The sequence below is a fragment of the Streptomyces sp. NPDC093261 genome (assembly GCF_044753645.1).
Taxonomy (GTDB): domain Bacteria; phylum Actinomycetota; class Actinomycetes; order Streptomycetales; family Streptomycetaceae; genus Streptomyces.
In genome coordinates this window covers 47,994-59,677 of the sequence record NZ_JBIVNO010000030.1, presented here as the reverse complement: position 1 = coordinate 59,677, position 11,684 = coordinate 47,994, and the positions used below count along the sequence as shown (strand labels likewise).

Here is an 11,684-nt window from a genome sequence, read left to right as displayed (position 1 = left end):
ATCTGACAGCCGGACGCCGTCAGCTCCGCGATCTGCTGCAACGTGGCACCGATGTCCGACGTACGCGTCGTCGTCATCGACTGCACCGACACCGGGGCCCCGCCCCCGACCGCCACCGGCCCGACCTGGATCTGCCGCGACACGCGTCGCTCCGCGATCGGCCGGGCCGGCACCTCGGGGACGCCCAAGGAAACGGCGGTCACGGCCTCACCCGTCGTTTCCGGGGCTCTGGGCGACCGTCTCGCGCATGGCCCGCAGGGACTCCTTGAGGGAGCCCATGGTGGCCAGCACGGCGGTGGGCTCATAGCCGCAGTGCGCCATGCAGTTGGCGCAGCGCGGGTCCTTGCCCCGGCCGTACTTGTCCCAGTCGGTCTTCTCGATCAGCTCCCGGTACGTGGGCACATACCCGTCGCTCATCAGGTAGCAGGGCCGCTGCCAGCCGAACAGCGAGTAGTTCGGGATCGCCCAGGCCGTGCACGGGAAGTCGACCTTGCCCTCGAGGAAGTCGAGGAACAGCGGCGAGTGGTTGAGCCGCCAGCGGCGCCGGTTGCCGCCGGCGAACGCCTTCTTGAACAGCTCGCGGGTCTGCTCCACGCCCAGGAAGTGCTCCTGGTCGGGCGCCTTCTCGTAGGCGTAGGCGGGCGAGATCATCATCTCGTCCACCTTCAGGTCGTCGTTGAGGAAGTTGAGCACCTCGATGACGGTCTGCGGGGTGTCGGTGTTGAAGAAGGTCGAGTTGGTGGTGACCCGGAAGCCACGCCGCTTGGCCTCCTTGATGGCCTCCACCGCCTCGTCGAACACACCCTCCTTCGCCACGGACTCGTCGTGCCGCTCGCGCAGGCCGTCGATGTGCACCGCGAACGCGAAGTACGGCGACGGCGTGAACTTGTCCATCTTCTTGCGCAGCAGCATGGCGTTGGTGCACAGGAAGACGTACTTCCTGCGGGCCACCAACTGGCGCACGATCTCGTCGATCTGCGGATGCATCAACGGTTCGCCACCGGCGATCGACACCATCGGCGCACCGGACTCCAGCACCGCGCCGACCGCCTGGGCCACCGGCATGCGCTGCTTGAGCACCCCCGCCGGGTGCTGGATCTTGCCGCAGCCCTCGCATTTCAGATTGCAGGCGAAGAGGGGCTCAAGCTCGACGATGAGCGGAAACTTGTCCCGCCTGCGCAACTTCTGTTCGAAGAGATAGGTCGCCACCTTGATGGACTGGCGCAGCGGCATGGCCATCTGGCTCACCTCCGGGGGAGCAACAAGGAACGGTGCCATTCAAAAAAAGCGGGAAGGACGGCACGAAGGACGCGGAAAGCCGATATTCCACCGCGCAACGTGCCGATCCGGACGAGTTCATGTTCTGGAGCGTCCACGACCACCCGGACGGCCGCAACCGGGCGCGACCCCGTGCGCACGGCACCGTGGAGGGTGGCCGCGGACTCCATGTCGACCGCGATCGCGCCCGTGGCGAGCAGGTGCGACCGCTCCTGACCTCGGACGACATGGTCCGAGCCGGTGAGTGGTCCGGTGTGGACCGTGCGCCCGGGCAGGCAGCGGACAAGCTCCTTGACCAGCAGCTCGGGGCCGACGCAGGTGGTGGTGCCGCGCGGGTGCCGGGTCTCCTCGGCGACGACCAGGTCACCGGGGTGCATACCGGGGGCCAGGCCCGCGCAGAAGCCCGTGGCGAGGACGGCCGCCCCGGCGTGGGCCGGGTCGGCGAGCGCCCGGATGACCGAGCGTTCCGCCGCCCGGGGCCCCATACCCGTTCGGAGCAGTGTGACGCGCCCGCCGGCCCCGGTGCGGTCACCACTGCGCAGGGCGAGGTGCTCGATGCCGAGCGCGCAGGCGATCAGCAGCGGGGCCGTGTCGGGCTTCCGGCTCATCTGCTCCCCTTGGCCCCGGCGAACGGCTCGCCGTGGACGTAGCGGCCGAGCGCGGTGAGCGGAAAGACCTGCCGGTAGAGGTGGTAGTTGATGGAGAAGTCCCAGGGGAAGCCGGTGCCGGTGAAGTACGGCTCGTCCCAGGAGCCGTCCTCGTTCTGGGTTCGGGTGAGGAACTCGATGCCGCGTTGCGCGGCCTTGCCCTCCGCCTCTCCCGCGGCCAGCAGCGCGAGCAGCGCCCACGCCGTCTGCGAGGCGGTGGAGGCGCCTCGTCCGCTCCATTCCCGGGCGTTGTGGTACGACCGCAGATCCTCGCCCCAGCCGCCGTCGTCGTTCTGCACCCGCTCCAGCCAGGCGACTGCTCTGCGGATCGCCGGGTGCGCCGCGGGCAGACCCGCGGCCGCCAGTGCGGGCACCACCGAGCCGGTTCCGTAGACGTAGTTGACGCCCCAGCGCCCGAACCAGGAGCCGTCCGGCTCCTGTTCGGCCAGCAGCCACTCGATGCCGCGCCGGGTGCGCGGGTCGTGGGCGAGCCCCTCGACCGCGAGCATCTCCACGACATGCGCGGTGACGTCGGCCGACGGGGGGTCGATGACCTCGCCGAAGTCGCAGAACGGCAGCCGGTTGGGGAACGGGCTGGTGTTGTCGACGTCGAAGGCGCCCCACGCCCCGTTCTTCGACTGCATGCCCAGGTTCCAGCGCACGCCCCGCCCGATGGCCTTCTCGAGCCGTTCCGGTTCGGGGTGGCCGACCCGGCGCAGCGCGAGGACGACCTCGGCGGTGTCGTCGATGTCCGGGTAGTTGTCGTTGTGGAACTCGAACGCCCATCCCCCCGGGGGGAGTTGCGGACGCCGCACCGACCAGTCGCCCGGCCGGACGATCTGCTCGGCGAGCATCCAGTCCGCGGCCTTCACCAGCTGCGGATGGTCGGCGGGCAGGCCCGCGTCGGCGAGCGCGATGGTCGCGAGGCAGGTGTCCCATACCGGGGACTGGCACGCCTCGATCATCCGGGCCCCGTCCTCGCGCCACACCGCGAAACGGTCCAGTGAGGCGAGGCCCTCGCGCATCACGGGGTGCTGGAGGTCGTAGCCGAGCAGGTGCAGGGCGATGATCGAGTACACCGCGGGCGGCTGGATCCCGCCCCAGCAGCCGTCGTTCTCCTGCCGCTCGATGATCCAGCGGGCGGCGGTGTTCATCGCGGCCCTGCGCAGCCGGCGCGGGGCGACCTTGCGGAACCGGTGGAGCGCCTTGTCGAGCCGCTGGAAGACGCCGTCCCAGCTCACCACCGGGGCGAGATCCCGGGCCGGGTTGGGGTCGTCGGGGTCGGTGTGCAGTTCGTCGAGCGGGAACGGCGCGGGCCGCACCGGGCGTTTCGCGGAGACGATGGTGAGCGGCACGATGGTCTGGCGGGCCCAGCATCCGAAGTCGTAGATGTTGAGCGGCATCCACTTGGGGAAGTAGATGAGTTCCGGCGGCAGTTCCGGGAGGTCCTCCCACTTCCACCAGCCGAAGAGGGCGAGCCAGATCCGGGTGAAGACGCGGGAGGCGGCGATGCCGCCCTGCGCGCGGACCCAGGCGGCGGCCTTCGCCATATGGGGTTCGTCCGGCGCGTCCCCGGCCAGGCGCAGGGCGACATACGCCTCTATGGTGGTGGACAGTTCGCCGGGTCCGCCGTAGAAGGTGGCCCAGGTGCCGTCCTCGCGCTGCTCGCCGCGGATGAACAAAGCGGCTGCTCGAGTGGTCTTCTCGTCGGAGATGCCCAGGAACTGACGGAGCAGCAGGTCCTCGGCGTCCATCGTGACGTTCGTCTCGAGGTCGCCCTTCCACCAGCCCTCGGCGTCCTGCCTCGCGAGCAGGAAGTCGGTCGCGCGCCGCATGGCGCGCTCGGCGGCGTCTCGGATTCCGACCGTCCCGGCCGCCTCCGGGAGCGGTACGTCGGTGTCGCTGGCCGAGGCAGCGCGGGGCGGCAGGGCTCCGGTGCTTCCGTCGGTCGTCGCTGTCATGGCTTCCCCTTCGTGCAGTCGTGCGAGTCGTGCTGCTGTGGGTCCGCCGTCGGCCGGTGGGTCTACGCGGTGGGGGTCCCCTCGCTCATGCCGTCCCCCCGCCCGGGCGAAGTCGGGAGTGGGGGAAGGTGGAGAGTGAGGGAAGGCACCGGCCGGCGACTACGCGAGGTGTATTCGACCGATACTGATCATCTCTTTCGTACGACGACGAAGTCGGCGAGCGCCGTGAACTGGGCCCGCACCTCCTGGGGCATCCGCACCGAGGCAAGCGCCTCGACCGCGATCGTGTGCTGGCGGCGCGCCTCCTGGGCGGTCCACTCGCGGCCGCCCGCCTCCTCGATGAGCGCGGCGCGCGCGGCGAACTCCTCCTCGGAGAAGTTCTCGAAGTCGCTGCTCTTGGCGTCCTCCGCGAGCAGCCGGCCGAGCCGCTCGGAGGCGGGGCCGCCGGCCGCCAGCGCGGCCACGACCGGCAGGGACTTCTTGCGCTGGCGCAGATCGCTCCAGGTCTGCTTTCCCGTGGCCTCCGGGTCGCCCCAGATGCCGAGAAGGTCGTCGACGGCCTGGAAGGCGAGGCCGAGGTGGTAGCCGTACTTCTCCAGGGTGTCGGCGGTCGCGTCGTCGGCGCCGCCGAGGACCGCGCCGATGGAGGAGGCGCAGGCGAGCAGGGCGCCGGTCTTGTTGCCCTCCATCTCGAGGCACTCCGGGACGCTGACGCGCTCGCGGTGCTCGTAGGAGATGTCCTGCGCCTGACCGTCGATCAGGGCGCGGGTGGCCGTGGTCAGACGCCGGGCGGCGCGTCCGGCCTCCACGGTGCCCAGCTCCAGCAGCACCTCGTTCGCCAGCGCGAACAGGGCGTCGCCGACGAGGATGGCCTGGGCGGGGCCGTGCACCTTCCACACGGTGTCGCGGTGGCGGCGCTGTTCGTCGCCGTCCATCAGGTCGTCGTGCAGGAGCGAGAAGTTGTGCACCAGCTCCACCGCGACCGCGCCGGGCACGCCGACCTCGGGCGCCTGGCCCGCCGCCTGCGCGGAGAGCAGGGCGAGGGCCGGACGCACGGCCTTGCCGCCATCGCCGTCCGCGGGGTTGCCCTCGGCGTCGATCCAGCCGAAGTGGTAGGCGGCGACGGTGTCCATGGGCGGTGCCAGGCGGTCCACTGCCTCCCGCAGCACCGGGGTGGCCAGGGTCCGGCCGCGCTCCAGGAGCGCGGACACGTCCACCGCGTCGGCAGCCGTCTCGGCCGGGGGCACAGTGGGCACAGTCTCTCCTCTTGTTGCGGTACCGGGGGTGCGGGAACCGGTGGTATGCGTGGGGACGCTCATGGTTATGCCGCCTCCTCGAAGAGGTCGGGGAGGTGAGCGCCGGACCGGCCCAGGGCGTCCAGCGCGGCGCCCGCCGCGCTGACACCGCTGCGGACCGCACTCTCCATGGTCGCGGGCCACCCGGTGGCGGTCCACGCTCCGGCCAGGTAGAGGCCGGGGGCCTTGGTGCGGGCGCCGGGCCGCAGCCGCCCGACGCCGGGGCGGGGGGCGAACGTGGCCGTGCGCTCCCGGGTCACGAAGAAGTCCTTCACCTCGGCGCCGCGCGCGGCCGGCAACAGTCGCTCGAGTTCGGGGAGATAGCGCTCCCGCAGCACCGACACCGGGTCGTCGATCTCGTCGCGGGCGGCCGACTGGGACAGCGCGAGGTACTGGCCCTCCCGCAGCCCGGAGGCCTCGGTGCGGTCGAAGACCCACTGCACCGGGGAGCCGAGCGCCGCGAAGAAGGGGCAGCCGAGCACCTTGCGGTCGTAGACGACGTGGACGTTGAGGATCGGCGCCGTGCCGATGTCGAGCAGCCGTTCGGGGGCGTCGAGGGCTCCGGCCGGCAACAGGTCGTGCGCCTCGCGCTGCGGTACGGCGAGGACCACCGTGTCGGTCTCGATGCGCTCGCCGGGAACCTGAACGCTCCAGCCGCCGTTTTCGTTAGGGGAGATGGAGGTGACGCGTGTACGGACCTCGGTACGGACGCCCGCGGAGTCGAGCGCCTTGCGGGCCAGCCGGTCGTGCAGTTCGCCCAGCGGGACGCGTGCCCAGCCGATGTCGGCCGCGCCCGGGTCGGACAGCAGACCCGTCTTGAACACCATCGCGGCGAGTCCGAGCGAGGCATCGCCGGCCACCGCGTTGAGGGTGGCGACCCCGACCAGGTCCCACAGTGCCTCGACGGCACGCGCGGACTGACCGTGCGCGGTCAGCCAGCTGCCGAAGTCCTGCGTGTCGAGCGCGGGATCCGCGAGGTCGAGCGCGCGGAGCGCCAGTGCGGCACGCCCGACTCTGGCGCGCTCGGCGAGCGAGAGATGGGGGTAGGTGGCCAGGCTGCGCCCGAGGTGCAATGGCACGGGCAGCGCGTCGCGCCGTAGTCTGCCGAGCCGTCGGCCCGGAGCGGCGTCGGCGTCGAGAACGGGCACGTCGAGACGATCCTGCAACGGAGCCAGCGCGGACGCGTCGATGCGGTCGAGGAACCAGCGATAGGCGGTGCAGCAGCGCAGATAGACATGCTGGCCGTTGTCGACGGTCAGCTCGCCTCGGTGGAACGAGAAGGCGAGACCGCCCAGCCGAGGCCGTCCCTCCAGCAGGGTGACCCGCACTCCGGCGTCGGCGAGCGCCAGCGCGGCCGTGATCCCGGCGAGTCCCCCGCCGACCACCACGGCGGACGCACCCGAGACGGACGGCGTCCCGCGGTGGCCCGGGATGTCGGCGGCCGGGCCCTCCGGCTGTGTGCCGTCGCTCATCGTGCTTCCTCCCCTGCCGGTTCGCCGTGCTGTTTGAACGATGCACGGCGGACCGTCTCAGTCAGGGACGCCACACCGCACCGGAGGGTTGCCTGCCGTTTTTCGCCGGTGGACTCACCGTGGAGGGGACCGCCCATCAGCCGCGCCTCCTGACCGTGCGCCGGGAGACATTCCGGGCGTCGAGGCCCGAGAGCCCGCGCACGGCGACGTACGCCTTCTCGCGTCCGGGCAGCGAGACCCGGCCGCGCAGCACGGCCTCGGGCTCGCGCTCGATGCGGTCGAGGAGCCTGCGGTAGATGCCGGCCATGGCGGCGACACAGGCGCCGCTGCGCCGATCGAGCATGGGCAGCAGCCGGTAGCCCTCGGCGAAGAGCGCACGGGCCCGGCGCACCTCGAAGTGCACGAGGCCGGCGAAGTCGGCCCCCTCGGGCGGGGTCGATCCGGAGAAGCCGGCCGAGCAGCCGAACTTGGCGAGGTCGTCGGCGGGAAGGTAGACGCGCCCGCCCTCGGCGTCCTCCCGGATGTCCCGCAGGATGTTGGTGAGTTGAAGCGCGAGCCCGAGCGTGTCGGCATACTCCGGCGCGCGCTCGGCGCCGCGCGCCCCTGGCTCCGTGCCGAACACACCGAGCGAGAGGCGGCCGATGGCCCCCGCCACACAGCGGCAGTAGACCTTCAGATCGTCCCAGGTCTCATAGGTCTCACCGCGCACGTCCATGAGCACGCCGTCGATGAGCTCGTCGAGACCGCCGAGCGGGATCGGGAAGTGCGAGGCGGAGTGGGTGAGGGCGACGGCGACCGGGTCGGTGTCGTCCTCGGCCACCTTTCCGTCCCGGATGCGGTCCAGCAGCGCCCGGGTCTCCTCCAGCCGTGCGGTCTTGACCTCGGCCGCCAGCGCGCCGTCGCCGATGTCGTCGACACGCCGGGAGAACGCGTAGAGCGCCGACATCGCACGGCGCTTGGGCGTCGGCAGCAGCCGGATGCCGTAGGCGAAGTTCCGGGCCTGCTGCCCGGTCACGGCCTCGCAGTAGCTGTACGCGGCGAGAACCGGCGGGGACACGTGCTGTTCCGACTCCACAGTCCGGATCACCCCTCTCCTCGCAGAGTCACGCCCACCTCACGCAGCAACCGGAGCTTGCCGGGCTTCGGCGGGCCGGAAAGTACGTCGTATTCGGCGGCGGCGATCGCGCCGATCGCCGCCCTTCCCCCCGCCACGAAGCCCGCGAGCAGCAGCCTCAGCCTGCCGTGCACGCTACCCACGAGGGGGGCGCCTTCATTCAGGAGATCGCGTGCGCGTTCCGCCTCGTACGCGATCAGTGCACGTACAGACGCGCTCGCCGTGCTCCCGGCGAGATCCGCCTCCTGGACATGAAAGCGCTTCCTGTCCACGGCGGGCAGATAGATCCGGTCACGGTCGAGGTCCTCGGCGACGTCCTGGAGGTGCTCGACGATCTGGAGAGCCGTGCAGATCGCGTCGGAGCGGCGGATGCGCTCGGGGGTGGAGGTTCCGGTGACGGCCAGAACGAGCCGGCCGACGGGATTGGCGGACAGTTCGCAGTAGCCGACGAGGTCGTCGTAGGTCTCGTACCGCTTGACGAGCTGGTCCTGGCGGTTGGCGGCGATCAGGCCGAGGAACGGCTCGGGGGTGAGGCCGGCGCGCCGGACCGTCGGCTGGAGGCGGCGCAGCAGGGGATGGCGCGGGGTCGAGTCGAAGACCCGGCGCAGATCGGCCTCGAAGGCGTCCAGAAGGGTGAGGCGGTCCTCGGCCTCCTCGGGCGACACGCCGAGGAGACGGGCGTCGGCGCCGCCGGGGGCGAGATCGCCGTCGCCGATGTCGTCGACGAGGCGCGCGAAGCCGTAGACGGCCATCAGGTCGGCGCGCCAGGCCCGGGGCAGGAAGAACGGCGCCACGGGGAAGTTCTCGCCCGCGGCCTTGTCTAGGGTGGCGCGCTCCGGGTCGCCGGTGCGCGCCGTCCCGGCTTCGGTCACCGCTCGCCGCCCGGCGCGGAGACGGCACATGCCTCGCGGAGCTGGAGACTTTCCGTAGCCATTGCCGTCACATCTCCCGTTCTACACTGCCGACCCAATACATCCTATTTCGGACACGCCGCCCGGCTGTCCACGCAGCGCGGCAGGTAGGGGGTGTAGGGCATTATCGCCCCAGTTGCCGCGAATCAGCACCGGTACAGCTTACGTTGTACAACTAACGGAGCTCCGGCGGGGTGTCCCGCAGATCACAACAACACACCGATTGGCGTCAAGATTCCTAAGGCCAAACAGAGTTGGCCTTTCCTTTGCAGTCGTGGGGCCCGGCCGGAGCATTCCGGCCGGGCCCTCGGTCACGGGGGTTACTTGCCCGTGAACTTCTCGTACTCCTTGAGGACCTCTTCGGTCGGGCCGTCCATCCGCAGCTCGCCGCGCTCCAGCCACAGGACGCGGTCGCAGGTGTCACGGATCGACTTGTTGTTGTGACTGACCAGGAACACCGTGCCCGCCTCCTTACGCAGCTCCCGGATGCGGTCCTCGGAGCGCTTCTGGAACTTGCGGTCCCCGGTGGCCAGGGCCTCGTCGATCATGAGGACGTCGTGGTCCTTGGCGGCCGCGATGGAGAAGCGCAGCCGGGCGGCCATGCCGGAGGAGTAGGTCCGCATCGGCAGCGTGATGAAGTCGCCCTTCTCGTTGATGCCGGAGAAGTCGACGATCTCCTGGTAGCGCTCCTTGATCTGTTCGCGGGACATGCCCATGGCGAGACCGCCCAGGATCACGTTGCGCTCGCCCGTCAGGTCGTTCATCAGAGCCGCGTTCACGCCGAGCAGGGAGGGCTGGCCGTCGGTGTAGACCTTCCCGCGCTCCGGGGGCAGCAGTCCGGCGATGGCGCGCAGCAAGGTGGACTTGCCGGAGCCGTTCGACCCGATCAGCCCGATGGCCTCGCCGCGGTAGGCGACGAACGACACACCGCGGACCGCGTGCACCTTGCGCACCCCGCGCGCCGCGTCGTCGGAGCCTCGTCCGAGGATGCGGCTGAGCGCGGCGGTCGCGCTGCCCTTGCCGGTCTTGGCGCCGTTGACGCGGTAGACGATGTGCAGCTCGTCCGCGATGACGGTGGGGATCCTGGCCCCGGTGTTCTGCTCAGCCACGGCCGTACCGCTCCTCCGCCTTCCAGAAGTACACGAACCCGCCGGCGAAGACGACCACCGCCCAGAACAGCGCGAGGGCCCAGACGTGCGGCGGGAGGTTCTCGGCACCGTAGTTCCTGATGAGCGCGAAGCGCATCAGGTCCATGAAGACGGCGGCGGGGTTGACCTGCAACGCGCGGATCACCCATTCGGGGCGGCCGACGAGCATGTTGTGGATGGAGAACATGACGCCGGACATGTACATCCACGTGCGCAGGATGAACGGCATCAGCTGGGCGAGGTCCGGGGTCTGGGCGCCCATCCGGGCCACGATCAGCGCGAGGCCCGTGTTGAAGAGGAACTGGAGCACCAGGACCGGGACGATCAGCAGCCAGGACAGGCTCGGATAGCTGCCGAATCCGACGGCCACGGCGAACAGCACGATCATCGAGAAGAGCAGCTGCTGGAGCTGCTGGAGCGCGAAGGAGACGGGCAGCGAGGCGCGGGGGAAGTGCAGGGCGCGCACCAGGCCCAGATTGCCGGAGATCGCCCGGACACCGGCCATGATCGAGCTCTGGGTGAAGGTGAAGACGAAGACACCGGTCACCAGGAAGGGGATGTACGTGCCGTGCGGCATGCCCCGGCTGGCCTTCAGGATCAGCCCGAAGATCAGGTAGTACACGAACGCGTTCAGCAGCGGGGTGGCGACCTGCCACAGCTGACCCAGCTTGGCCTGGCTGTACTGGGCGGTGAGCTTCGCCTGCGAGAAGGCGAGGATGAAGTGACGCCGTCCCCACAGCTGGCGGACGTAACTGACGAGTCCGGGCCGGGCGCCACTGACGGAGAGCCCGTACTTGGCGGCCAGCTCGGCCGGGGTCAGTCCGTCATCTGGGGACGGGCGGTCGCTCACCGCGACACCGCCGTCATTCGTTGTCTCACTCACAGATAGGCGAACTCTCCGTTTCGGGATGCGCGGCCTGCCCGCGCACGGGTGGGAGCCTGGACATGGGTCCCACCCGCTGTTTCCGACTGTCGAGCCTGTCAGATGACCGGAGGCCGGCCCAATCGGGTCAGCCGCCACACGGTACGCCACTTCATGGGGCGCCGCGGACCGCACGGCGTCGTCCAGCCCTCCCAGAAGCCGCCGAACCACGCCCTCAGAGCGGCCCGCGAGGGCCGGCGCAGCAGCGTCAGCAGCATCCAGACGCCCAGGTAGGCCGGGGCGAGGACGGCGGGGAGGTTGCGGCGGGCCAGCCAGACCCGGTTGCGGGCGACCATCCGGTGGTAGACCGCGTGCCGGGAGGGCGCGGTCGTGGGGTGGTACAGGACCATGTCCGACCGGTAGTCGATCATCCAGCCCGCGTCGAGGGCCCGCCACGCCAGGTCGGTCTCCTCATGGGCGTAGAAGAACTCGTCCGGCAGCCCGCCGACCTCGGCGAAGACCTTCGTACGGACCGCGTTGGCGCCGCCCAGGAAGGTGGTGACCCGGGAGGAGCGCATCGGGTCCGAGGCGCGCAGGCGCGGCACGTGGCGGCGCTGGGTCTCACCGGTGTCGGGGTCGGCGATGCGGAAGCTGATGATGCCGAGGTCCGGGTCCGCGGCAAAGGCCTGGCGGCACAGCGCGGCGGTGTCGTGGCGGGCGAGCAGGCCGTCGTCGTCAAGGAAGAGCAGGACGTCCACATCGGTGCCCGCGGGCCCGAACGCCTCGATGCCGACGTTGCGGCCGCCGGGGATGCCGAGGTTCTCGGGCAGTTCGATGGTGCGCACGCCGTCGGGGACGTCCGGAACGGGCGAGCCGTTGCCGACCACGACCACGTCGACCGGGTCGCCGTCCTGCTTGGCGACCGAGTCGAGGAGGGCGCGCAGCTCGGCGGGGCGGTTGCCCATCGTGATGACGACCGCCCCGACCCTTATGCCG

Annotated in this window: 12 protein-coding genes; all 12 read right to left on the bottom strand. The window is 70.7% G+C overall.

Going from position 1 to position 11,684, the window contains the following annotated elements:
- A partial coding sequence (locus tag ACIP94_RS36295; RefSeq protein ID WP_402435703.1) for a flavodoxin-dependent (E)-4-hydroxy-3-methylbut-2-enyl-diphosphate synthase occupies positions 1–203 on the bottom strand: 203 nt, incomplete at its 3' end.
- A 4-nt stretch (positions 204–207) separates the two neighbouring features.
- Positions 208–1,239: an adenosyl-hopene transferase HpnH gene (gene hpnH, locus ACIP94_RS36290; RefSeq protein WP_402435699.1), complete on the bottom strand. Its 1,032-nt coding sequence runs from the start codon at positions 1,237–1,239 to the stop codon at positions 208–210.
- Between the two features lie 5 nt (positions 1,240–1,244).
- Positions 1,245–1,886, bottom strand: coding sequence for a 1-hydroxy-2-methyl-2-butenyl 4-diphosphate reductase (locus tag ACIP94_RS36285; RefSeq protein WP_402435696.1), 642 nt, complete (start codon positions 1,884–1,886; stop codon positions 1,245–1,247).
- The gene (gene shc / locus ACIP94_RS36280) at positions 1,883–3,886 is read right to left on the bottom strand and encodes a squalene--hopene cyclase (protein WP_402435693.1); all 2,004 of its coding nucleotides are present in this window, start codon (positions 3,884–3,886) and stop codon (positions 1,883–1,885) included. The genes ACIP94_RS36285 and shc overlap by 4 nt, the downstream gene beginning before the upstream one ends.
- Positions 3,887–4,074: 188 nt before the next feature.
- Positions 4,075–5,205 (bottom strand): polyprenyl synthetase family protein, encoded by a 1,131-nt coding sequence (locus tag ACIP94_RS36275; RefSeq protein WP_402435691.1) that lies wholly within the window; start codon positions 5,203–5,205, stop codon positions 4,075–4,077.
- Positions 5,206–5,207: 2 nt separating this feature from the next.
- Positions 5,208–6,653: a hydroxysqualene dehydroxylase HpnE gene (gene hpnE, locus ACIP94_RS36270; RefSeq protein ID WP_402435688.1), complete on the bottom strand. Its 1,446-nt coding sequence runs from the start codon at positions 6,651–6,653 to the stop codon at positions 5,208–5,210.
- Entirely contained in the window at positions 6,650–6,790 is a 141-nt protein-coding gene (locus ACIP94_RS36265) for a DUF6380 family protein (protein WP_402435685.1), read from the bottom strand. The genes hpnE and ACIP94_RS36265 overlap by 4 nt, the downstream gene beginning before the upstream one ends.
- The gene (gene hpnD, locus ACIP94_RS36260) at positions 6,790–7,740 is read right to left on the bottom strand and encodes a presqualene diphosphate synthase HpnD (RefSeq protein ID WP_402435682.1); all 951 of its coding nucleotides are present in this window, start codon (positions 7,738–7,740) and stop codon (positions 6,790–6,792) included. The genes ACIP94_RS36265 and hpnD overlap by 1 nt, the downstream gene beginning before the upstream one ends.
- Positions 7,737–8,669, bottom strand: a complete 933-nt coding sequence (hpnC, locus tag ACIP94_RS36255; RefSeq protein ID WP_402435679.1) for a squalene synthase HpnC — start codon at positions 8,667–8,669, stop codon at positions 7,737–7,739. Before hpnC ends, hpnD begins: the two co-directional genes overlap by 4 nt.
- Before the next feature lie 329 nt (positions 8,670–8,998).
- Entirely contained in the window at positions 8,999–9,787 is a 789-nt protein-coding gene (locus ACIP94_RS36250; RefSeq protein ID WP_402435676.1) for an ABC transporter ATP-binding protein, read from the bottom strand.
- Complete coding sequence (locus ACIP94_RS36245) at positions 9,780–10,709, bottom strand: ABC transporter permease (RefSeq protein ID WP_402435674.1); 930 nt, start codon at positions 10,707–10,709, stop codon at positions 9,780–9,782. The genes ACIP94_RS36250 and ACIP94_RS36245 overlap by 8 nt, the downstream gene beginning before the upstream one ends.
- A gap of 98 nt (positions 10,710–10,807) precedes the next feature.
- Positions 10,808–11,680, bottom strand: coding sequence for a glycosyltransferase family 2 protein (locus ACIP94_RS36240; RefSeq protein ID WP_402435709.1), 873 nt, complete (start codon positions 11,678–11,680; stop codon positions 10,808–10,810).
- Positions 11,681–11,684: the final 4 nt, after the last annotated feature.

Bases quoted from the DNA above. Each gene is read 5' to 3' on its own strand.
- ACIP94_RS36275 (WP_402435691.1), bottom strand. From the start codon at position 5,205: ATGAGCGTCCCCACGCATACCACCGGTTCCCGCACCCCCGGTACCGCA.
- hpnH (WP_402435699.1), bottom strand. From the start codon at position 1,239: ATGGCCATGCCGCTGCGCCAGTCCATCAAGGTGGCGACCTATCTCTTC.
- hpnC (WP_402435679.1), bottom strand. From the start codon at position 8,669: ATGTGCCGTCTCCGCGCCGGGCGGCGAGCGGTGACCGAAGCCGGGACG.
- shc (WP_402435693.1), bottom strand. From the start codon at position 3,886: ATGACAGCGACGACCGACGGAAGCACCGGAGCCCTGCCGCCCCGCGCT.
- hpnE (WP_402435688.1), bottom strand. From the start codon at position 6,653: ATGAGCGACGGCACACAGCCGGAGGGCCCGGCCGCCGACATCCCGGGC.
- ACIP94_RS36285 (WP_402435696.1), bottom strand. From the start codon at position 1,886: ATGAGCCGGAAGCCCGACACGGCCCCGCTGCTGATCGCCTGCGCGCTC.
- ACIP94_RS36265 (WP_402435685.1), bottom strand. From the start codon at position 6,790: ATGGGCGGTCCCCTCCACGGTGAGTCCACCGGCGAAAAACGGCAGGCA.